The sequence below is a fragment of the Marinobacter lacisalsi genome (assembly GCF_042651045.1).
Taxonomy (GTDB): domain Bacteria; phylum Pseudomonadota; class Gammaproteobacteria; order Pseudomonadales; family Oleiphilaceae; genus Marinobacter; species Marinobacter lacisalsi.
In genome coordinates, this window is the sequence record NZ_JBHSDI010000052.1 from 22115 (window position 1) to 41377 (window position 19263).

Here is a 19263-nt window from a genome sequence, read left to right on the forward strand (position 1 = left end):
GTGTGTTGTTTGGCGCACTAACCGATGACGGAGCGGTTTCGGCCGCCGTGCTTGGCCTCATAGAGGGCGTTGTCAGCCTGTTGCAGCCACTGCATGTAGTTGTCCGGGGTGTCAGAAAGCTGGACCAGGCCAATGCTGACGGTGCACTGGATGGTGCCATCGCCGGCCGGTATTCGCTGCTCCGCGATGGTCTCGCGGATACGCTCGCAGATGATCAGGGCACCGTCAATTTCCGTTTCCGGCAGGATGATGCTGAACTCCTCGCCGCCGTATCGCCCGGGGCGGTCCGCCTGGCGCAGGGATTCGCGGGTAACCCTGGCTACCTCCCGGATGACCTCGTCGCCAACCAGGTGGCCATGGGTGTCGTTGACTGCCTTGAAATGGTCGATATCAAACATGACCAGCACGGTGTTGTGGCCGTAGCGGCGATAGCGTTCGAACTCGGCATCCAGAAGGTTTTCCCAGGTACCCCGGTTCAGCAGGCCGGTGAGGCGGTCGGTGGAGCTGAGCCGCTCCAGTTGCTCATTGGCATGTTCCAGGGCGCGCTTGCCGCTGGCAATGTCCGTCACGTCGTAGACCATCAGGCACACCTGGGTCACCTGGCCGTCCGGACCGGTGAGTGGGCTGATGGTCAGGTTCTGGAACATGAATTCTTCAGTGCCGGTAATCGGTCGGGTATTGCGGAAGCGAAACAGGTAGGGGCGTTGCTCCCAGGAGGTGAAGGTGCGGGTATTCAGGGTTACCACAGACTGTAGTTTCCGTTCCAGCCAGGACCGGGGCAGCTCAGGGAACAGCTCGAACAGGTTCTGGCCCTTGATCCGGTTGGACGTTACGCCGCTGTGGTTCTCCATGAAACCGTTCCAGAGTTTGACGCGGTAGTCCAGATCGATCACCACCAGGCCCACCTCGATGGATTCCAGTAGCGTGACCAGGGCGTGGTAGCCGGTAGCCTCGGTTTCGTCAGCCATGGGTGCTCTCCACAATCATCTCCACAGTCACTCGGTCAGGAAGGGCAGGTTGGTTTCAAGCTGGTTAATGGATTCCTCGGTGAGGAAAACCAGCAGGTCACAGCGGATGTCGTAGCCCTCCAGGCGGTAGGGGATCTCCACACACATCAGTTTCTCCTGGCGCAGGCTGTGGTGCTCCACCAGGTGATCCACGCGACGGTGGCGCCCCAGTACCATGGGCTGACCAAGCCCCAGCTGTATGTCCATCTGCTCGCCGACACCCCGCAGGAAGGCCCCGAACAGGATGCTGCACATATCCATCAGCACCTCGATCTCGACCACCTCTGTGTCTGCATTGTCATAGCCGAGCATCTGGGCCATATCTTTCACGCTGGAGTCGGAGAACAGCAGCAGGGCCTCGCCGGCCAGACCCGCGCCGGTGAACCCCTGGCAGACGGCGGAATAGGTGTCCTGCTGTTGTGCTGATGCAGTGAGCACCATGCTCAGCTCGCTGCGGTAGACAGTGGTGATCTTCGGCACCGGCAACTGCACAAAGGTATTCAGCAGGCGGGCCAGCAAATCCGCTGCCTGGCCCATGGCGACGTTGGAAATCTCCTGGAGGAAGTCGGCCAGGCCCACACTGAACGGCCCGATATCACGGGCCCCCTCATTGTCGGGTTGGGGAGCGGAGAGGTCTGGCTGGTAGAGTCCGAACTGCCTCAGTAGTTCGGCCAACTGAGAGGGGTTAACAGGCTTCTTGAGGAAGTCGATGGCGCCCTGGGCTATCACCCGGTTGCGGGCTTCCGGCTGGATATCGCCGGACACCACCAGAGTCATCACCGGCAGATCTTCCTTGCGGATAACGTCCAGAACCTCGTAGCCGTCCATGCCCGGCATGTTCAGGTCCAGCAGCAACAGGTCCACCTGCCCCTCCCGGATCAGGTCCAGGGCCTCGCTGCCGTCACCGGCATACAGCAATTCGGTGTTCCAGTCCTGGGGCAGGGCACGGGCCATCTGCTTGCGAGCCATGGCCGAATCATCACAGATGAGGATACGGGTTTGCATGAGAGGTACGCTCGTCAAAAACACTGAAATATGGCCCTGAACCACGCTCGGCAGGGAATATGCCCATGATACAGGCAATTGGTTGGGCAAAAACCGGGCAACCGTCAAAGCCTGCAAAACATCGACAGAAAAAACTCCCCATTATGCAGGAGTCTGCCTGGTTACAGCTCCTTTCCGGGAAACTGTTACACTTCGCCCTTCGATTGGACAATCCGGGAGCTCCAGGCGTGATTCGCTCTTTCTACTGGCATGACTATGAAACCTTCGGCGCGGACCCCGTGCACGACCGACCTTCCCAGTTTGCCGGTGTTCGTACGGACACCGACCTGAATATTATCGAAGACCCTCTGGTCATTTATTGCAAGCCGTCGGACGATTATCTGCCCAACCCGGAGGCCTGTCTGATCACCGGTATCACTCCGCAGACGGCCCTGGAAAACGGTCTGCCGGAGGCGGAATTCATTGCCCGCATCAACGAGGCTTTCAGCCAGCCTGGCACCTGTGCGGTGGGCTACAACAGCCTGCGGTTCGACGACGAGGTCACCCGCCATACCCTCTACCGCAACCTGCGGGACCCCTATGCCCGGGAATGGCAGAACGGCAACTCCCGCTGGGATATCATCGACATGGTGCGCCTGACCTACGCCCTGCGCCCGGAAGGCATCGTGTGGCCCCGCAAGGAGGATGGCAGCCCCAGCTTCCGCCTGGAGGAACTGACCGCCGCCAATGGCATTACCCATGAGGCCGCGCACGACGCCATGTCCGACGTTCAGGCCACCATCGCACTGGCAAAGCTGATACGGGAAAAACAGCCGAAGCTGTTCGAGTTCGTGCTCAACAACAAGGATAAGCGATCCGCCCGGGCCATGCTGGATACCGCGAGCATGAAGCCGGTCTTCCATGTGTCATCAAAATACCCGGCCAGCCGGGGCTGCTGTGCAATGGTTTCAGCGGTGGCGGAGCATCCCACCAACAAGAACCAGGTCATCGTCTACGACCTGCGGGAAGACCCCACGGAGCTGATCAATGCCTCGGTGGAGCAGATCCGCGAACGGGTGTTTACCTCACAGGCAGAGCTCGGGGAGGGGGTGACACGCTTTCCTCTCAAGGGAATACAGGTCAACAAGTGCCCGGTACTGGCCCCCGGCACCATGCTGAAGACCCTGAGTCCGGAACGCCTGCAGGAGCTGGCGCTGGATGGCGGCACACTGCGGCAGAATCTGGCCACCCTTCGCGCCGCCGAAGGCCTGTCTGCAAAGATTGCGGAGGTTTTTGGCCAGAAGCCGGAAGGTGATCTGACGGATCCCGACGAGCAGTTGTACGCCGGAGGCTTCATTGGTGATACCGACCGGCAACGACTCAACTGGATCATCAGCCAGCCCCCGGAGCGGCTGGCGGACGTGAATGAAAGGTTTGACGACCCACGGCTGGAGGAAATGCTGTTCCGCTACCGTGCCCGTAACTACCCGGACACCCTGATTGACGAGGAGCGGGAACGCTGGGAAGCCTTCCGCCAGAAGCGGCTGATGCAGCCCGGCAAGGGGTGGTTGTCCATGGAGGCGTTTGGCGCCGAGTTGCAGCGCATGGCACAGGATCCTGCGATAACCCCTGAGAAGATGCAGATCCTGGAAGACCTGCATCTTTATGGGGAGTCGATCATGCCGTATTTTTAGTGGCGGAGTTGTTGGTCGGGTCCCAGCACAGGGATCGAAAGATTTTTTAGCCACGGAAGAACACCGAAAGAAATACTAATTATTGCCACGGACACTCACGGACCCACACGGACAATAACAATTCTCTGTTTTCGTCAGTGAGGGTCCGTGAGTGTCTGTGGCCAAAAATCATTTCATTTTTTCTTCTTTTTCCGTGTTCTTCTGTGGATTCCGTGGCGAAAAAAATCCGTTACCGACGGCGAACAAAGTAAACAGACAGCGGTTGCCCCACCAGGCTCTGCACCTGGCTGCCCAGGGCTTCGGCACGTACCTGGCGGGCTACGGGGCCCAGCGCCAGGCTGTGGCCATCATGGTCCCGGGCTTTCAGTAGCTTCCATTCCACCTCATTACTGACCAGGCCCATCAGATCCTTGAGCTGATTGACGTCCTGGGGACGGAACCAGCGGTCGCGGCAGCCGCCCAATCCATAGAAGTCCTCCTCCTGTAGCAGCTCCTGCCACTGGGCATCCTGCCGGTTATTCAGTGCCATGCGGCGAAGCCGGCGCAGGGACTCACGGGTCGGCGTCAGGTTGTGGTCATGGATAAGCTGGCGGATCTGCAAGTCGCCTTTGGTCTGTTCCGCGACGGCCGTATGCATGTGTACCACAGCACCCTGGGCTGAAGCTTCGCTGACCAGCGCTGCCAGGGACAGGTCGCCCATGGCCTGTGAGGGCAGGCGGCCCACTTCCACCCAGTGCACCCGGTGCCCATCCGCCACAAAGCGACGGGCCACGGACCAGGGCCAGAATACGATATTGTTCAGGCCCAGCTCTTCAGAGCGGCGGGTGGCTGTGGCCACATTGGCCAGGGACTCATCCACCGCAATGATTTCCACATCGTCCAGGTAGTAGGCCAGCTCCAGTGCCCGCTGGCCGGACTGGGCGCCGCAGATCATCATCCGCAGGGTGCCGGGCAGGGCACTGGTGTCCATGCCCAGCTCCTGGGCCATGATGGATTTCAGACTGGTTTCAGCGTGATACGCCAGATGATTCCAGCTGGGCCAGGCCTGGGGCACGTCGGGCCGGGCCAGGGTCAGTTCGTCGGCCTTCTCCTCGAAGTTCTGCTTGATGGACTCGTCCATGGCGCGGTCGTAGTAGCTGGCCGCCATTACGCCCTGCGTGCCGGCGGGCCACTCGGTCAGCGACCACTGCCCCAGTTGGGTCGCAAAGCTCTGGTGGAACAAGGCGCCATACATGGCACTGATCATCACGCTGCCCACCAGCGACTCCAGCGGATCGTTCATGGCGAACTGGGCGGCAATGCTGTTGTTGATCGTGTCGATCAGATGTTCTTCGTCGGCCTCTGCCGCCAGAGCGTAGCCGGTACGATCCACGTAGCGGGCGATGGCCAGGGTGAGGGGCTGCAGCTCGTCACGGAGAGTTACCGTCTGGGCAACCTCGGCGATGATCGCCCGGCGCAGCAGAGTGACCAGTTCCTCTATGGCCGGGTCGGGCATCAGCGTACGGTCCAGGGCCAGGATCAGCAGTTCATCCTCCGCTGCGGCATCAAGGAATACTTCCGCGTTCGGGTTATCCAGATCGTACTGCTGCCGCAGGATGGCAGCGCAGAAGCGGCCGATCTCCTGATGGGGTAGCTCATTGCGGCGCAGCAGGCTGATGGCATCTATCGCCAGTTCCGTATCCGCCTGATGAACTTCGATCTGCGCGGCGCACTTGAGCATGCCGCTATAGGCAGAGGGCCAGTCCAGCCCCAGCTGGATCAGCTTGCGGTAATGCAGGTAGGCCACATCGAACTGACCCTGCTCACGCTTGGCATGGGCCACGCCGCAGAAAGCGGCGGCGGATTGCCGGTCCAGCTCCAGGGCCTGCTGAAAGTAGCTCTCGGCCCGGGCCGGGCGCTCGGCCTTCAGGGCCCAGTAGCCCAGGTTGCAGTACTGCTGCGGCTGATCCGGCTGGGCCTTCAGGCTTTCCTCGAACAGGGAGGCCGCCCGCTCCAGCTGGCCATCGTCCATCTCCACCCGGCCCAGCAAGCCGAGGCCGGCGGCATGGTCCGGCTGGATTGCCAGTGCCTGCTTAAGCAGCTGACGGCAACCCTGCCGTGCACGGATACGCTCCACGTAGCGGCGCTGGGGATGATTGGACTCGCCATAGGCCTGGTTGGCCTCCAGCACCAGCCGGGCCGCCTCGGCGCTCCGGGACTCGGAAACCTTTATATTGTGTTGTGCTTGCATGGAACACCTCATCAACCGGGCCGCGGCAAGGGGCGGCAAGGATCTGCAGTTTTATGGCGTTTATTGCCGTGTTGGGGGAGGTGTAGCGAAGGGTGTGCCAGTTTTGCTGATCACTGCGTATAGGCCCTGGCACAGCGTTGAGTGTTTCAGCGAGCCGGGGTACACTGGTTTCACGGCAACACAGTTGCAGGCAAATCAGGAGGTCTCATGGTGACCGTCGAGTTTGAAACCGAGATTACCAGCCGTTTTCTGGAACTGAAGGATTATGACAAGCTGGTCAACAAGCATGCGCGGGTCATTATCCAGGTAGACGACGAGCAGGAAGACACTCACCAATTGAGGGAAGATGTTGCTCTGTTCGAGCAGTTGCAGTCCCGTCGTAGTCAAAAACGTGAAGTACCACAGGATGTGGCAATAGAGTCCATGGAGGACGACATCAATGACGACGTTTTTTGATACCAACGTCCTCGTTTACGCCGCCATTAATCAGGATTCTCAAAAACAGGCCACATCGGAACGGCTTATAAAGGGAGCATTGCGGAGCAATACGCTGATCATATCTCCTCTCGTACTGTCTGAGATGGTGTTCGTCCTGTCGAAGCTGAATGTGCTCGGCGACTACAGGGACAGCGTTCGGTTTTTCAGCCGCTTCTCTTCACCGGGTATTTCTCGATCTGATGTTGAAAAAGCGACCGACCTGGCAGACGAGCTTGATGCCGGGAAAAGCATTAACGACCTGATTCACCTGGTGCATGCTGAAAGGTGCGGGTGCAGTGCGTTTGTCACCTTTGACAAAGGATTCCGTCGATTTGCTGACAAGGTCGCCATTTCCATAGAAGTGCTGGATTAAAGGCTTCCAGAGCGAACTCTTACTTATTGATGGGCATTGAAAGAAAAACGGCCGGCAAAGCCGACCGTTTTCTGTAGTGCTTCAGGTTTAACCCTGTAGCAACTGCAACACCTGCTGCGGCCGGGCGTTGGCCTGGGCCAGTACCGACAGGCCCGCAGACTGCAATACCTGTGTTCGGGCCAGCTCCGCCGTCTCCGCCGCGAAGTCCGCGTCGCGAATTCGGCTGTTGGAAGCTGAGAGGTTCTCTGAAGTGGTGGCCAGGTTGGCAATGGTGGACTCGAAGCGGTTCTGTACCGCGCCTAGCTCTGCCCTGAAACCGTTGATTTTGTCGAAGGCGTAGTCGATGGCAACCAAAGCCTCTTCCGCTCCGTCGCGTGTGGCGATGTTCAAATCGTTTACCGTGACAGTATTCTGGTCAACAGTCGCGTTAATCTGCGTGTCAACAATTGGACTGCTGGCGGCATCAAGCAGGTCCGGAGTGCTCAAGTTGATCTGAAATGCCTCTCCAAACTGAGAAGAGAAAATGATCTCGTCATTCTCGGAGTTCAGGTTGGCCTTGACTCCGGTCTCAACGGTCTTCGCGTTAATTTGCGAGATCATATCGTTGAGTGAGGTCGCACCTTCTACGGTAAAGGTCTCATTGTTGATCTCAATCTCGAAGTCAGTTGGGCTATCTTTAAGATACTCCGTAAGATTGACATCATCACGGGCTACAAGCGTGAAGGTGCCACTGAGTTCACCTTGGGGTGCGTCGGTGATAGTTATGGCAGCAGGAGTGATTGGCCCGCCAGAGTCGTTAGCAATCGTCAGTACTCCGGCCGAGTTTGAAACTGTAAGATTGTTGCCTGCATCCTGGAGCGCATCTTCAAGTTGGCTGGCAATCGAGTCAAAGTCGGAATCCGGGCGAATCACGGTATCGGTACCGCCGATGTCGATCACACCGCCCCTAGTAAAGTCCAGAGCCGATACATCAATTGAAGTTGAGGCCCCATCGTTAATTGCTGCGGATGCCAAAGTCGCATTGGCCGGAGCTGTGGCAAGGTTGAATACCGCTCTGAGGTCCTCCGGCGAGTCGTTTTCAAAGGTCAACGTACCGTTTGCGGCATTACCGGAGACCGAAACCGTGCTGAGCGTGGCAATATCCTCCGGATCATTGTTGGTGTCCGCAACAAAGGTATCGATTGCATCATCGATTGCAGTCGCCAATTCGGTAACATCGTTTGACGTGTCGCTGATTGTCAGCGAAACCCCGTTGATTTCTATGGTACCGTCGATTGAATCGGTTCCATCAAAGCTGAAGCCGGTATCGGATACATCTATAACGGTTTGAGCAGGGGCCCCCTCAGTAACGATTGTGTCGGACAAGCCTTCTGTCGCTGAGATGATGGAGCCAATCTGGCTGCCTCGTGAGTCCAGTCCGCTGACACCTATTGTTTCACCAGAATTCGCGCCAACCTGGAATGTCTGTTCTCCGAAGGTTCCATCTAATACTTTTAAGCCATTGAAGCTGGTCTGCGCTGCGACACGGTTAATCTCCGCAATCCGTTGTTGGACCTCCTGGTTCAAAGCCTGGCGGTCAGAGGTGCTGTTCGTGGCGTTAGCGGATTGAACCGCCAGCTCGCGGATACGCTGCAGGTTGCTGGTGACTTCGTCCAGCGCACCTTCCGCCGTTTGGGCCAGCGAGATGCCATCGTTGGCATTCCGCTGGGCCATATTTAGGCCAGTGATCTGTGATTCGAAGCGAGTAGAAATTGCGAGGCCTGCCGCATCGTCTTTGGCAGAGTTGATCCGCAGACCGGATGATAAACGCTCCAGTGCCTGGTTTGCATCGCCCTGTGAAGCATTCAAGTTGCGCTGCGCATTCAGCGACGCAATGTTGGTGTTAATGACCTGAGGCATAACCCTTCTCCCTGCTCAGAGATGCCGGGCTGTGATTCCGAAAGCGGAAACCTCTGCCGGCGCAAATTCGTTGAATTGCTGTGTTGCAGAGCCTTAAGCGAAGGGTGTGCCAGTTTTGTGTATATGTCTTTAGTAATCTGTTTTTTCTAATTTTTTACGGTCAGCGTAGTAGGGGAGTCAGCAGTGATTGCCGGAAATTTGGCGCGGCAAAGGGAAACGGATTGCCGCTTTTTCAGTCAGCTGGGCACGACAAAATAGCCCTAAATTCGACGGACAGGACCTGGATAGCGAGCCACCAGTTCATCTGCTGTGAGTAGTAAAAAGCCCTCCGTCTCGGCCTGGGCAATTAGAATCCGGTCGAATGGGTCTTTATGGATATCAGGCAGGTGACTCACAGCAAGGGTGTGCCGGGATGAGATGGGCAGCTCCAGATACCCATTGTCGACAAGTCCGCGTCTTAACAGATGCGGATCAACCTGGAAATCCGGTCGGCCGAGTCCATTCTTGATGACCACCTCCCAAACGCTGGCGGCGCTGAAATACAATCTATTGTCATCGTTGTTAATCAGAGTTGCCGCCGGGGGCGATAGCATGTGGGGCTCTGCTGCAGCCCATAGGAGGATGTGGGTATCAAGAAGCAGATTCACCTCAACCCCCAAACATCTCAGCGATCTCTTCCTGGCCCATCCGGTCGAAATCGTCCGGGACTGTAAACTCACCGGCCATGAAGCCAATTCGCTTCTGTTGGCCTTTCTCGGGGCTATCAATGGCAGTGACACGGACAACCGGTTTTCCAGCTTTGGCGATAATGAACCCTTCGCCTTTGGCGGCCTGAGCGACCAGCTGTGATAAGCGTGTCTTGGCCTCATGCATGTTCACGGATTCCACGTCCAAACTCCTTGGTTTAGTCTATTTGACTTAGTTTAACGAAAGGGAAAGGGTGGATCCAGAGCGGAAGAGTATGTACACCTCAGATTTCTCTGGCTGGTCTGTCCCTGTCCCGCTTTGCAACTTTGCCGCCTGAAGCGACGCTTAAAGGCCAGTTGAGGTTGTGCTTCTGTCTCAGGATCATAAACAGCCAAGACTCAGGGTTCTCGCTTTCAGGCGCTCCTTATCAGATCGCCGGGTGACAGTCCCAGTTCACTGAAGGAGCGCTCTATCTTCAATGACAGTGATAATCCTGCGCCAGAGCGAGGTGTGTAACATTCCTTTACAAAACCCCTTAAATTTTTTCTAAAGGAACCAGGGCAGGCGCCGTTAAGCATTGCAACAGGGCGGCGCTCCCAACCAAACGAGAACGGGCGCCAGACCTTTTCCATGAAATAACGACATAAGTCGAAGGAGAAGCATAATGGCTCTCGGTATTAACACTAACGTCGCTTCATTGTCTGCTCAAAACAACCTCAACAAGTCTCAGGACATGAATAGCCAGGCACTTGAGCGTCTGTCTTCCGGTCTGCGGATCAACTCCGCAAAAGACGATGCCGCTGGTTTGGCGATCTCGACTCGTTTCCAGGCGCAAATTTCTGGCTTGGATGTCGCTCAGCGGAATGCCAACGATGGTATCTCCCTGGCCCAGACCGCAGAGGGCGCGCTTGGCGAAGTTACCAGCTCTCTGCAGCGGATCCGTGAGCTGTCGGTTCAGTCTGCCAACGACACGAACTCAACCAGTGACCGCGCAGCGCTGCAGGAAGAAGTGGAGCAATTGACGGCTGAGATCGACCGTATTGCCTCTACTACTGAGTTCAACGGAACAAAAATTCTTAACGGCGATTTCCAGAATAAATTGTTTCAGGTTGGTGCTAACGCAGGGCAGACTATCGGGGTTTCCATCGGTAGTGCTGCTTCAAGCAGTTTGGGTAGCTATGCTGGTCAATCTAACCAAAATATCGGTACGCCAACAACTTCTGGTGCGGATGTCGCCACCCTTGTTGATAATGGTGTTGCTGGCCAAACTCTCACAGTCTCCGGAGAGCTCGGAGCTGCGACAGCTACTTTGACTGGAGGGGAGTCAGCTAAGGAAATCGCAGCTGCGGTTAATGCTGAAACGAAGAACACGGGTGTTAGTGCGAGCGCCAGAACCGAAACTACTCTTGATAATCTGTCGACAACGGGGCAGGTGACTTTCGACCTATATGGAAAAAACAGCAGTGCGGCTTCAATTACTGCAAACGTCGCTGACGCCGGGGACTTGGGAGGTTTGGCAGATGCTATAAATGCTCAAACCGCCGCAACAGGGATCAAAGCCGAACTTTCGACCTCGAAGGACTCCATTACCCTCGTGAGCGAAGAAGGTGAGGATATTTCTGTCGATAACTTTGCTCTTGGCACAGGCGGAGCTGTGGACGTCAACTCCACCACGCTGACGGAGGGCACCGCCACCGATAGTATCATCGTTGGTGGCCAGGTCAGCTTCGACGCTCAAGAAGATTTTTCTGTGACCAGTGACACTGGCACAACCTTCACCAGTGGCGTTGATGCGCAGCTTGATTCACTTGCTTCTGTCAATATCGGTGACCAGCAGGGGGCTAGCGACGCGATCACCACCATTGATGGAGCGCTTGCGGCGGTAAGTAGTTTCAGGGCCGAGCTTGGTGCAGTTCAAACTCGATTCGAGTCTACCATTAGCAACTTGGCTACAACGTCAGAGAACCTCAGCGCTGCAAACAGCCGAATTGTGGACGCCGACTTCGCCGCAGAAACCGCGAAGCTCTCCAAGTCCCAGGTACTGCAGCAGGCCGGTATCTCGGTACTGGCCCAGGCTAACGCCCGCCCGCAGCAGGTTCTGTCCCTCCTGCAGTAAGGGACTGACGGTAACAACCGGAGCCTTCGGGCTCCGGTTTTACGCCGTTTGAGGATAGCGAGGTAAAGCTATGAATGACGTTAACCTGAACAACCCGAACCTGAAGCTGGTGCGTTCCAGCGACCAGGCGCCGGTGAAGGCACTGTCGTCATCTCAGGCCGAAGGCAGGAATGCCTCCGACCTGGCATCGTCATCCGAAGGCAGTACGGCACAAACCCGCTCCGCTGAGCAGTCCAGCGAGCCTTCTAAAGCTGAAAAGCTGAAGGCCCGCAACGAAGATCAGCGCGAGGATCTGGGGGAAGCCGTCACCCAGCTGAACGATTTCGTACAGAACGTTCAGCGGGACCTGCAATTCGAAGTGGATAATGAAGCCGGTCAGACCATTGTGAAGGTGGTAGACCAGCAGACCAAAGAGGTTATCCGCCAGATTCCGGATGAGGTTGCCATGAGGTTGGCAGAAAACTTGCAGCAGGACGAACCGCTGACGTTGTTGAACATCAAGGTGTAAAAGCTTGCCGCTTTTGGCCTGATTGAGACAACGGTATTTCAGCACCGCCGCACCCCCAAGGGTCCGGCGGTGTTCTGCGTTCTGGATAATTGTCGTGGAACGATTGCTTAGCGACGGAATACGCGAAAGAAAAGAACATTTGGCCACGGACGCTCACGGACTTTCACGGATGAAGACGGTTATTTATTGTCCGTGTGGGTCTGTGAGTGTCCGTGGCTAAAAGGTTTGTTACAGGCTGTTACAAAACGGCATGGGGATTTAGCGAAAAGGGGCAAAGTTTTGCCGCCCGCTGCCGATAAACTGAACAGTAGCGAATTGAGCCCCCTTGAGGAGGCAGAGTTATGGCAGGTATATCATCGTTAGGTATTGGTTCCGGGGTCCTGAATTCGGATCTGGTGGATCAGCTGGTGGCGGCGGAGCGCAAGCCCACCGAAACCCGGCTGACCCAGAAAACCCAGCAGGCCGAGGCCATGCTGTCTGCCTACGGCAAGCTCCGTAGCGCGGTGACTGAGCTGCGCCTGCCAATGCGGCAACTGAGTGCGCCGGATAACCTTAAGGCCTTCTCCGCCTCCTCTTCCAATGAAGACATTGGTGTGTCTGTTGATGCCACCAAGGCCAGCCGGGGCACTTACAGCGTTGAAGTCACCAGTCTGGCCTCAGCCCAGGCACTGGCTTCACGCACTGTCTTTGCGGATCGGGATGCCACCAGTGTGGGGCAGGGTACATTGGAGCTATCGGTTGGCGACAAGAAGACCAGCATCACGATCGACAGCAGCAACGACACCCTGCAGGGGCTGGCCAATGCGATCAATGAATCCGACGCGGGTGTGTCTGCTGGCGTAATCGATACGGGTAGTGGTTACCAACTGGTTCTTTCTGCCGATGAAACCGGTACCGTCAATGCGGTGAGCATGTCGGTGACCGGTGACAACGGCGGCACCAATACTGACGACCAGGGGCTTTCCCGTTTCGCCTTCAATACCGGTATGGATGCAGGTGCTGGCCTGGAAGAAACCATTGCCGCCAGCGATGCGAAAATGAGCATTAACGGTGTGCAAGTCACCCGCTCTACCAACACCTTCGAGAATGTGATCGACGGTCTGACCTTTGATATCAAGGCTGAAGGCACCTCGACCATCAAGGTGGAACAGGACCTGGGCGCGGTAGCGGATCGGGTTCAGGGCTTTGTGGACAAGTTCAACGCCCTGCAGTCCACCATCGACAGTCTCGCCGGATTCAATGCCGAAGCGGGCACAGGCAGTCTCCTGACCGGCGATTCCACGGTCCGCAATATACAGAGCCAGTTGCGGAGCATTCTGACCCGGGTGGTTCCGGGCATGGAGAACGCTAGTGTTCGTAGCCTGGCCGATGTGGGCATTACCACCGACTGGGAGACAGGTGGGCTTGAATTTGATCGGACGAAGTTTGAAGAGCAGCTTAAAGCCAATCCGGATGACGTCACGGCGTTATTTGCCGAGCAGGGCCGGGCGACTGATAGCCAGGTGGAGTTTGTGCGCAGTGGCTCTGCCACGCAGCCCGGCGACTATGCGATCAATGTTACCCAGGCAGCTACACAGGGGCAGCTGGCTGCTGGCTCAGCGCTTGGTACCACCTTTGATATCACCGACACCAACGATCAGTTAAGTCTTACCGTCAACGGCGATATCGGTGTAGACCTGACCCTGACCCAGGGCACCGGCCTCGGGCAGCAGGCCTTACTGGATGATATCCAGGCGCAGTTGGACGCTAACAATGCCCTGAGCGCAGCGGGTGTAACGGTTCAGGCGGGGCTCGATGGTGCCGGAAATCTGACATTTACGTCGTCAACGTATGGCAGCGAGTCCAGTGTCACTCTGACGTCCGCCGAGGACGCCGCGACCTTTGGGCTGGATACCACAAACAGCACAGCTGGGCTGGACATTGCCGGCACAATTGATGGTCAGGTGGCCGAAGGCGACGGGCAGGTTCTGTATCTGGGCAGCGGCAATGGCGATGCGTCCGGCCTGCAGGTGCGAGTACTTGGGGACCAGACCGGTAGCCGTGGCTCGATCACGTTTGTGGAAGGCGTGGCCGAGCGCACCGTGAACATGGTTAGCAGCATGGTCGGTGCCGGCGGTGCCATCGAGTCCCGGACGGATAGCCTGAACCGGGAGCTGGAGCAGATACAGGAAAACCAGGTCCGGCTGGAGGAGCGTATCACGTCTTACCGGGAGCGCCTGGTCAGCCAGTTCAGTGCAGCGGACTCCCTGATCTCCCAGCTCAACAGCACCCGGGACTACGTCAGCCAGCAGCTGGCGGCACTCGCCCCGAACCAGAACAGCGGCAACGGTTAAGGTTGCCGGACAGATTCAGACTCAGCCATATCACGGGTATGGCAGCCAACACGGCACAACCGGAAAGCCGGTAACAAAGAGGTAGATTATGAACGGTTTGCAGGCCTATCAGCGCGTAAACACCCAGACCAGCATCACCGATGCGGACCCCCACAAGCTGATCCAGCTGCTGTACAACGGGGCCCTGGAGCGCATCAACATGGCCAAGGCCAGGATCCAGCAAAAGGATTTTGGTGCCAAGGCCCAGCTGATCAACAAGGCTATCGAGATTATCGGCGGCCTGCGCAGCTTCCTGGACTTCGAGAAGGGCGGCGAACTGGCCCTGCGGCTGGAGGCTCTCTATGACTACATGGAGCGCACCCTGCTGGAAGGCAGTGCGAAGAACGATCTTGCCAAATTGGACGAAGTGGCCAACCTGCTGCGTTCCGTGAAGGAAGGCTGGGATGGTATCCGCGGCGAAGTGGAGAGCCAGCAGGCGCAGGCCGTAGGCTGATTTTTATAGCCACGAAACCCACGAAAGAACACGCAATTAAAGCGTCAGCTTTTCGTGGGTTTCGTGGCAAATGAGACCTTTCCGCCTATTCATGCCAGCCGATATCAATCTTCCGGCCATGGGTCATGCAGTCCCTCAGGTAGAGATTAATCAGCGTCTGGTAAGGCACACCCGTTTCTTCAGCCATTTCCTTGAAATAGTCCAGAACATCTTCACCCAGACGCATGGTTATAGGCTTCTTGAGCTTTGCAGCATAAGGGTTGGGGCGTGATTTCATTTTCGAAAGATCGTATTCTGCTTTCATGAAAGGCCACCATGATAGTAAGTGCGTTCTCTTGCTGTCGCCTTCCTTGCTGAAATGATCCTGATGACATTACCTGCGCTACGTTCACAGTGGCAAACCAACAGGGGCCTGCCTAACGCGCTTGTTCCTAGCATGAGAAACCTGTCTTCATCATGAGAGTTGGTTTCGTCGAAGAACTGAACCGCAAACTCGTCAAAGAAGACAGTTTGCGCTTCTTCAAAGCTGACTCCGTGCTTTCGCGCGTTTGATGCAGCTTTTGCTTGATTCCATTCAAACCTGATCATATTGACATTGTATGTACGCAGGCCAGCGAGTCAATAGCCATTCCACCCCCACTCCCGTACAATATGCGCCTTCTTTTCAGAACCAATAAAGCGGGGCCGGGCCTCGTTTTTTCGTTTTCGTGATTCGCAGGAGCAAGGGCATGTCTGATATCAATAAGGTGGTGCTGGCCTATTCCGGTGGTCTGGATACGTCCGTTATCGTCCGCTGGCTGCAGGACACCTACGACTGTGAAGTGGTGACCTTTACCGCCGACATCGGCCAGGGCGAGGAAGTGGAGCCGGCCCGTGAGAAGGCCAAGGCCCTGGGTGTGAAGGAAATCTACATCGAGGACCTGCGGGAGGAGTTCGTGCGGGACTACGTGTTCCCCATGTTCCGCGCCAATACCATCTATGAGGGCGAGTACCTGCTGGGTACCTCCATTGCCCGCCCGCTGATTTCCCGTCGCCTGATCGAGATTGCCAACGAGACCGGGGCCGATGCCATCTCCCACGGTGCCACCGGCAAAGGCAACGACCAGGTGCGTTTCGAGCTGGGCGCCTATGCCCTGAAGCCCGGCGTGAAGGTGATTGCCCCCTGGCGTGAGTGGGACCTGAACTCCCGCGAGAAGCTGCTGGCCTACTGCGACGAGCGCAATATCCCGGTGGAGAAGAAGAAGGGCAAGAGCCCGTACTCCATGGATGCCAACCTGCTGCACATCTCCTACGAAGGCATCAACCTGGAAGACCCCTGGGCGGAAGCCGAGGAAGACATGTGGCGCTGGAGCGTGTCGCCGGAAGCTGCCCCGGACACCCCCACCTATGTGGAGCTGACCTACAAAAAGGGCGATATCGTGGCCATCGACGGTCAGGACATGAAGCCCCACGTGGTCCTGGAAACCCTGAACAAGGTGGCCGGTGACAACGGCATTGGCCGTCTGGACATCGTCGAGAACCGCTATGTGGGTATGAAGTCCCGGGGCTGTTATGAAACTCCGGGTGGCACCATCATGCTGCGGGCCCACCGCGCCATTGAGTCCATCACCCTGGACCGGGAAGTGGCCCACCTGAAGGACAGCATCATGCCCCGCTATGCCGAGGTGATCTACAACGGCTACTGGTGGTCGCCGGAGCGTGAAGCCCTGCAGGCGCTGATCGACCAGACCCAGGAATACGTCAACGGTACCGTTCGCCTGAAGCTCTACAAGGGCAACGTGGATGTAGTGGGCCGCAAGTCTGACGATTCCCTGTTCGACGAGAAGATCGCCACCTTTGAAGAAGACGAAGGTGCCTACGACCAGAAGGACGCGGAAGGCTTTATCAAGCTGAACGCCCTGCGGTTGCGGATTGCCGCCGGCAAGGGCCGTAAGCTCTGATACCGGCTAAAGCCCCTCTCCCTTGAGGGGAGAGGGGTTGGGGTGAGGGTGGAGCAGGCAATCTGAGGAGTTCGTCCGCTTCCCCCCCTCCCTGGCCCTATCCCCCCAGGGGGAGAGGGGATGTCTGCAGCTGACTCGGTGTTTTGGTTGGCCCAAGACAAAAAAAGGCCGACTTCAATGAAGCCGGCCCGATAACAACAAACAAGGAAAGATCGATACTGCCTGAACAACACAACTGGGTCCCGAAAATCCGGTGAGAGTACTACCCGGCTCCCTCACCGTCGGGGGTGGATACTGCCAGGAGATACTGCGACATTCCCCTGATCCACGTGACCAGAATAATTCCCCGGCCGTCTGCCGTCTGTTGACCTTCTGTGTTCTAGTGTTACCGCGTGTTTCCTGGCGATCTATGTAGACTTTACGACTGGGTAATGGCCGCCTGCAGGGTCGATGTGGCCGGCGTTTGCCGCTATGCTATCCGCCATTCAAGCCAGTACCGTCTTTCTGAGCAGGAGACCAGAGACCATGCCTTCCTTTGATATCGTATCCGAAATCGACATGCACGAAGTGACCAACGCGGTGGACCAGGCCAAACGGGATCTGGGCAATCGCTGGGATTTCAAGAATGTGGAAGCGGATGTAGAGCTGGATGACCAGACCATTACCATCAGTGCCGAGCAGGAGTTCCAGGTGGAGCAGCTGCTCGACATCCTGAGGATGGCCTTTGCCAATCGCAAGATTGACCCTCGCGCCATCGACGACGACGGGGAGAGCAAGGCCGGCAAACTGGTGAAGAAACACCTGAAGCTGCGCCAGGGTATCGAGACTGATCAGGCCAAGAAGATCGTCAAGATGATCAAGGATGCCAGGTTGAAGGTGCAGGCCAGCATCCAGGGTGACAAGGTGCGGGTAACCGGCAAGAAGAGGGACGATCTTCAGACGGCGATCGCCATGCTGAAAGAGTCCGAGTTCGAGTTGCCCCTGCAGTTCAACAATTTCCGCGACTGATCAGGAGCACCATCATCGATTCCCGACTCGATTCAGGTTGGCTGAAGGAAACCGTCTATACCTTCACTCGCTGGCAGGTCTTTGCCCTTTTGTTTCTGGGCTTCTCCGCGGGTCTGCCTTTCCTGCTGGTATTTTCCACGCTTAATGCGCGCCTTGCGGACGTAGGGGTGGAAACGGCCACTATCGGGTTCTTCAGCTGGCTGGGCATCACCTATTCCATCAAGGTGTTCTGGGCGCCTGTGGTGGACCGGGTACGGCTGCCCGTACTCGACCGGCTACTGGGCAAGCGGCGAAGCTGGATTTTCCTCGCCCAGACCGGTATTGCCGCCGGCCTGTTCCTGATGGCAACGGTGGACCCGGTGGTCGCGCCGGAAATGATGGCCCTGTTCGGGCTGCTGGTTGCCTTCTCGTCGGCTACCCAGGACGTGGCCATCGACGCCTATCGTATCGAGATTGCCGATGACCGGCTGCAGGCGGCACTCGCTTCCACTTACATCTTTGGCTACCGCCTGGCGCTGCTGGTCGCCGGGGCCGGGGCCTTGTATATCGCACAGTTCTGGTCATGGACCGTGTCTTACCAGGTGATGGCTCTGCTGGTCGGGGTGGGCATGCTGACGGTGCTGATTGTGCGGGAGCCCCGGATCAATCATTTCGCCGCGGCGGCAGACATTGCCCACAAGGTTCAGGCCGAGGCCGAAAAGCGGGCGCACCTGCCCATTGGGCTGGCCAGGTTGGCGGGGTGGTTCTCGGCAGCGGTGGCGGGCCCCTTTATGGACTTCTTCCGCCGCTACCGGGAACTGGCTCTGCTGATCCTGCTTACGGTGGCGGTCTACCGCATCTCCGACATTGCCATGGGCGTGATGGCCAATCCGTTCTACCTGGACTTTATGGGTTTTTCGAAAGTGGAAGTGGCCGACGTGACAAAGATCTTCGGCTTCTTTATGACCATTGCCGGCTCCATGATGGGCGGTGTCATGGTCGTGCGCTATGGGGTGCGTCGCATCCTGGTGCTGGGGGCGGTGATGACCGCAGCCACCAATCTGCTGTTTGTGTGGCTGGCCCAGATGCCGCCGGATATCGTCAGCCTGGCCCTGGTGGTCAGTGCCGACAACCTCAGCGGTGGTATCGCCAATGTGGCGCTGATTGCCTGGTTATCCAGCATGACAAGCGCTTCCTTCACCGCCACCCAGTATGCGTTGTTCAGTTCCCTGATGACCCTGCCCGGCAAGTTCCTGGGGGGCTTCTCCGGGATTGTGGTGGCGGACTTCGGCTATGCCGAGTTCTTCCTGGTTGCCGGCATGATGGGCATACCGGCCATTCTGCTGTCGCTCTATATGCACAAAAAAGGCCGGCTGCTGGACGAGCGGGCGCCGGCCAATGAGGCTTCGGTGTCCGAAAGTGATTGATTTTTTGCCACGGAATCCACGGAAGAACATATATGGTCTCCTCCCATTTGCAAGGCCTCAGACGTTGATGAGGGACAGGTTGCTGCCATATATCCGGCCTGTTGACGA

General features: G+C 57.3%; 18 protein-coding genes. 10 read left to right on the forward strand and 8 right to left on the reverse strand.

Translation table 11 applies throughout. The features are described 5' to 3' along the window. Positions 1 to 17 precede the first annotated feature (17 nt). Complete coding sequence (locus ACFOZ5_RS14430; protein WP_379888520.1) at positions 18 to 968, reverse strand: GGDEF domain-containing protein; 951 nt, start codon at positions 966 to 968, stop codon at positions 18 to 20. 27 nt (positions 969 to 995) lie between these two features. Beyond that, positions 996 to 2012 (reverse strand): response regulator, encoded by a 1017-nt coding sequence (locus ACFOZ5_RS14435; RefSeq protein ID WP_379888522.1) that lies wholly within the window; start codon positions 2010 to 2012, stop codon positions 996 to 998. A gap of 227 nt (positions 2013 to 2239) precedes the next feature. Between ACFOZ5_RS14435 and sbcB the strand changes: the two genes are divergently transcribed. Continuing rightward, positions 2240 to 3685 (forward strand): exodeoxyribonuclease I, encoded by a 1446-nt coding sequence (sbcB, locus tag ACFOZ5_RS14440; protein ID WP_379888524.1) that lies wholly within the window; start codon positions 2240 to 2242, stop codon positions 3683 to 3685. Between the two features lie 229 nt (positions 3686 to 3914). Here the strand turns inward: sbcB and ACFOZ5_RS14445 are convergent, their stop codons facing one another. Continuing rightward, positions 3915 to 5915, reverse strand: coding sequence for a tetratricopeptide repeat protein (locus tag ACFOZ5_RS14445; RefSeq protein ID WP_379888526.1), 2001 nt, complete (start codon positions 5913 to 5915; stop codon positions 3915 to 3917). Positions 5916 to 6122: 207 nt separating this feature from the next. On the opposite strand from ACFOZ5_RS14445, the gene ACFOZ5_RS14450 reads away from it, so the two are divergent. Then, entirely contained in the window at positions 6123 to 6371 is a 249-nt protein-coding gene (locus ACFOZ5_RS14450) for a hypothetical protein (RefSeq protein ID WP_379888528.1), read from the forward strand. Beyond that, entirely contained in the window at positions 6355 to 6765 is a 411-nt protein-coding gene (locus ACFOZ5_RS14455) for a type II toxin-antitoxin system VapC family toxin (RefSeq protein WP_379888530.1), read from the forward strand. Before ACFOZ5_RS14450 ends, ACFOZ5_RS14455 begins: the two co-directional genes overlap by 17 nt. An 87-nt stretch (positions 6766 to 6852) precedes the next feature. Here the strand turns inward: ACFOZ5_RS14455 and ACFOZ5_RS14460 are convergent, their stop codons facing one another. The 3 genes from ACFOZ5_RS14460 to ACFOZ5_RS14470 form a co-directional block, all read right to left on the reverse strand. Then, entirely contained in the window at positions 6853 to 8664 is a 1812-nt protein-coding gene (locus tag ACFOZ5_RS14460; RefSeq protein WP_379888532.1) for a flagellin N-terminal helical domain-containing protein, read from the reverse strand. 260 nt (positions 8665 to 8924) lie between these two features. After that, entirely contained in the window at positions 8925 to 9383 is a 459-nt protein-coding gene (locus tag ACFOZ5_RS14465; RefSeq protein ID WP_379888534.1) for a type II toxin-antitoxin system VapC family toxin, read from the reverse strand. Then, a complete protein-coding gene (locus ACFOZ5_RS14470) occupies positions 9313 to 9552 on the reverse strand; it encodes a type II toxin-antitoxin system Phd/YefM family antitoxin (RefSeq protein WP_379888536.1) in 240 nt (79 codons plus the stop codon). The genes ACFOZ5_RS14465 and ACFOZ5_RS14470 overlap by 71 nt, the downstream gene beginning before the upstream one ends. Positions 9553 to 10015: 463 nt before the next feature. Here ACFOZ5_RS14470 and ACFOZ5_RS14475 point away from each other — a divergent pair, with 463 nt between their 5' ends. The 4 genes from ACFOZ5_RS14475 (at position 10016) to fliS (ending at position 14801) form a co-directional block, all read left to right on the forward strand. Next, positions 10016 to 11467 carry a flagellin N-terminal helical domain-containing protein gene (locus tag ACFOZ5_RS14475; RefSeq protein ID WP_379888538.1) on the forward strand — a complete coding sequence of 484 codons (1452 nt, stop codon included), beginning with the start codon at positions 10016 to 10018 and terminating at the stop codon, positions 11465 to 11467. Positions 11468 to 11537: 70 nt separating this feature from the next. Further along, positions 11538 to 11975, forward strand: a complete 438-nt coding sequence (locus ACFOZ5_RS14480) for a flagellar protein FlaG (RefSeq protein WP_379888540.1) — start codon at positions 11538 to 11540, stop codon at positions 11973 to 11975. Between the two features lie 341 nt (positions 11976 to 12316). After that, positions 12317 to 14308 carry a flagellar filament capping protein FliD gene (gene fliD, locus ACFOZ5_RS14485; RefSeq protein WP_379888542.1) on the forward strand — a complete coding sequence of 664 codons (1992 nt, stop codon included), beginning with the start codon at positions 12317 to 12319 and terminating at the stop codon, positions 14306 to 14308. A gap of 88 nt (positions 14309 to 14396) precedes the next feature. Next, positions 14397 to 14801, forward strand: coding sequence for a flagellar export chaperone FliS (gene fliS, locus ACFOZ5_RS14490; RefSeq protein ID WP_379888544.1), 405 nt, complete (start codon positions 14397 to 14399; stop codon positions 14799 to 14801). An 85-nt stretch (positions 14802 to 14886) separates the two neighbouring features. Here the strand turns inward: fliS and ACFOZ5_RS14495 are convergent, their stop codons facing one another. Beyond that, positions 14887 to 15105: a BrnA antitoxin family protein gene (locus ACFOZ5_RS14495; protein ID WP_379888546.1), complete on the reverse strand. Its 219-nt coding sequence runs from the start codon at positions 15103 to 15105 to the stop codon at positions 14887 to 14889. Beyond that, entirely contained in the window at positions 15102 to 15389 is a 288-nt protein-coding gene (locus tag ACFOZ5_RS14500) for a BrnT family toxin (RefSeq protein WP_379888548.1), read from the reverse strand. Before ACFOZ5_RS14500 ends, ACFOZ5_RS14495 begins: the two co-directional genes overlap by 4 nt. A 140-nt stretch (positions 15390 to 15529) precedes the next feature. Here ACFOZ5_RS14500 and ACFOZ5_RS14505 point away from each other — a divergent pair, with 140 nt between their 5' ends. The 3 genes from ACFOZ5_RS14505 to ACFOZ5_RS14515 all read left to right on the forward strand — a co-directional run bounded on the left by ACFOZ5_RS14505 (position 15530) and on the right by ACFOZ5_RS14515 (position 19155). Next, positions 15530 to 16741, forward strand: coding sequence for an argininosuccinate synthase (locus tag ACFOZ5_RS14505; protein ID WP_379888550.1), 1212 nt, complete (start codon positions 15530 to 15532; stop codon positions 16739 to 16741). 525 nt (positions 16742 to 17266) lie between these two features. Beyond that, positions 17267 to 17749 carry a YajQ family cyclic di-GMP-binding protein gene (locus ACFOZ5_RS14510; protein ID WP_379888552.1) on the forward strand — a complete coding sequence of 161 codons (483 nt, stop codon included), beginning with the start codon at positions 17267 to 17269 and terminating at the stop codon, positions 17747 to 17749. A gap of 41 nt (positions 17750 to 17790) precedes the next feature. After that, positions 17791 to 19155, forward strand: a complete 1365-nt coding sequence (locus ACFOZ5_RS14515; protein WP_379888558.1) for an AmpG family muropeptide MFS transporter — start codon at positions 17791 to 17793, stop codon at positions 19153 to 19155. Positions 19156 to 19263 lie beyond the last annotated feature (108 nt).

Coding starts and splice junctions, on each gene's coding strand:
- ACFOZ5_RS14505 (WP_379888550.1), top strand. CDS start 15,530: ATGTCTGATATCAATAAGGTGGTGCTGGCCTATTCCGGTGGTCTGGAT.
- ACFOZ5_RS14460 (WP_379888532.1), bottom strand. CDS start 8,664: ATGCCTCAGGTCATTAACACCAACATTGCGTCGCTGAATGCGCAGCGC.
- fliD (WP_379888542.1), top strand. CDS start 12,317: ATGGCAGGTATATCATCGTTAGGTATTGGTTCCGGGGTCCTGAATTCG.
- ACFOZ5_RS14455 (WP_379888530.1), top strand. CDS start 6,355: ATGACGACGTTTTTTGATACCAACGTCCTCGTTTACGCCGCCATTAAT.
- ACFOZ5_RS14430 (WP_379888520.1), bottom strand. CDS start 968: ATGGCTGACGAAACCGAGGCTACCGGCTACCACGCCCTGGTCACGCTA.
- ACFOZ5_RS14435 (WP_379888522.1), bottom strand. CDS start 2,012: ATGCAAACCCGTATCCTCATCTGTGATGATTCGGCCATGGCTCGCAAG.
- ACFOZ5_RS14510 (WP_379888552.1), top strand. CDS start 17,267: ATGCCTTCCTTTGATATCGTATCCGAAATCGACATGCACGAAGTGACC.
- ACFOZ5_RS14445 (WP_379888526.1), bottom strand. CDS start 5,915: ATGCAAGCACAACACAATATAAAGGTTTCCGAGTCCCGGAGCGCCGAG.
- fliS (WP_379888544.1), top strand. CDS start 14,397: ATGAACGGTTTGCAGGCCTATCAGCGCGTAAACACCCAGACCAGCATC.
- ACFOZ5_RS14480 (WP_379888540.1), top strand. CDS start 11,538: ATGAATGACGTTAACCTGAACAACCCGAACCTGAAGCTGGTGCGTTCC.
- ACFOZ5_RS14475 (WP_379888538.1), top strand. CDS start 10,016: ATGGCTCTCGGTATTAACACTAACGTCGCTTCATTGTCTGCTCAAAAC.
- ACFOZ5_RS14495 (WP_379888546.1), bottom strand. CDS start 15,105: ATGAAAGCAGAATACGATCTTTCGAAAATGAAATCACGCCCCAACCCT.
- ACFOZ5_RS14450 (WP_379888528.1), top strand. CDS start 6,123: ATGGTGACCGTCGAGTTTGAAACCGAGATTACCAGCCGTTTTCTGGAA.
- ACFOZ5_RS14500 (WP_379888548.1), bottom strand. CDS start 15,389: ATGATCAGGTTTGAATGGAATCAAGCAAAAGCTGCATCAAACGCGCGA.